Source organism: Prevotella falsenii DSM 22864 = JCM 15124, assembly GCF_000613945.1.
Lineage (GTDB): Bacteria > Bacteroidota > Bacteroidia > Bacteroidales > Bacteroidaceae > Prevotella > Prevotella falsenii.
In genome coordinates, this window is the sequence record NZ_BAJY01000077.1 from 1 (window position 1) to 1,650 (window position 1,650).

The 1,650-nt window shown below is 43.1% G+C and carries 1 protein-coding gene; it reads left to right on the top strand.

What is annotated here, in order from left to right:
- The first annotated feature begins 132 nt into the window (after positions 1 to 132).
- Positions 133 to 1,434 (top strand): IS1380 family transposase, encoded by a 1,302-nt coding sequence (locus JCM15124_RS12470; RefSeq protein WP_024999665.1) that lies wholly within the window; start codon positions 133 to 135, stop codon positions 1,432 to 1,434.
- The last annotated feature ends 216 nt before the right edge of the window (positions 1,435 to 1,650 follow it).

The window sequence follows — 1,650 nt, forward strand, 5'->3', positions numbered from 1 at the left end:
CCTTAATTCCGCAGCACAATTTCTTGTGAGAAATCCAAGTGCCTGAGAAACAAAGTCCTCAAAACACTTGGATATGTCAGAATTTTCACCTATCTTAGTGCAACAAACATAACAAGTAAGCAAAAATCTGACATGACAAAGGTAGCAATTAAAAACGAGAATATCACTTCTTTCGGTGGAATTTATCACATTATGGACGTTTTCTCAAAGTTGGGCTTTGAAAAACTTATCGAATCTGTATTGGGCAAACGTGGAAGTAGTGGCAAAGCATTCAGCCATGGAAGTATTTTCGGCTCTCTCTTCTTCAGTTACCTTTGTGGTGGAGAATGCCTTGAGGACATCAATGCGCTTATAGGGCAGTTCAAGCAGAGACCTGATACGCTATTACCCGGTGCCGACACTGTGGGGCGCGGGCTAAAGGAGCTTGCCAAGAAGAATATTGTCTATAAGTGCGAGACCTCCGACAAGCTGTATCGTTTCAACACGGCAGAAAAGTTGAATACCTTACTTTTACGGATGATACGGAGGATGGGGCTTATAAAGGTGGGCAGTCATGTTGACTTAGACTTTGACCACCAGTTTGTTCCAGCCCACAAGTTCGATGCAAAGTATTCTTACAAGCAGGATTTTGGCTATTTCCCTGGCTGGGCTTCCATTGGGGGAATCATAGTCGGAGGTGAGAATCGTGACGGAAACACCAATGTGAGATTCCATCAAGAAGACACGCTCCGTCGCATTATGGACCGTGTAACCTCAGAACTTGGTGTGGTAATAGAGCGTTTCCGTGCTGATTGTGGGTCGTTCTCAAAGAAAATCATCCAAACCGTAGAGCAGCGCTGCAACACGTTCTATATACGTGCTGCCAGCTGTGGCAGTCTCTATGAGAACTTCCGACAGTTGAAAGAATGGAAGAGCGTTGAGGTTGGCTATGAGAAATGCGATGTCACATCCATCAGCATGGACACCCTGATAGAAGGAAAGTCATACAGGCTTGTCGTACAGCGTAGTCCTTTGAAAGACAAGGATGGCAAGCAACAGACGGATATGTTCGGAGTGATATACACATACCGCTGTATCCTCACCAATAATTGGATGTCTACCGAGAAAGACATCATTACATTTTATAATGAGCGTGGAGCAAGCGAAAAGAACTTCGACATACAGAACAATGACTTCGGATGGTCACATCTGCCCTTTTCCTTTATGGCTGAGAACATGGTTTTCATGATGGTTACCGCCATGCTGAAGAACTTCTATCTCTATCTCGTCCGTCATATCAGCCAGAAGGTCAAGCCATTGAAAAAGACAAGCAGGCTGAAAGCCTTTATCCTACATTTTGTCAGCGTCCCAGCAAAATGGGTGCGCACGGCAAGACAGAACGTTCTGAACCTATATACATATAAAACCCACTACGCTGAGGTGTTCCTTGAATGAACAGCATGTCTTTGTGGTTATCACATTCCTCATTGGTTTGGGTGGGGGATTTCATGCTTAGACAAGTCCAAAAACACCGAAAAGCCTCATGTCAATGTATAGAGTACCAAAAGTCATCTCAATATATAAAATTTTCTTACAAGAATTTATGCTGCGGAATTAAGGAATATATAAAATTTTCTTACAAGAATTTATGCTGCGGAATTAAGGTTATAT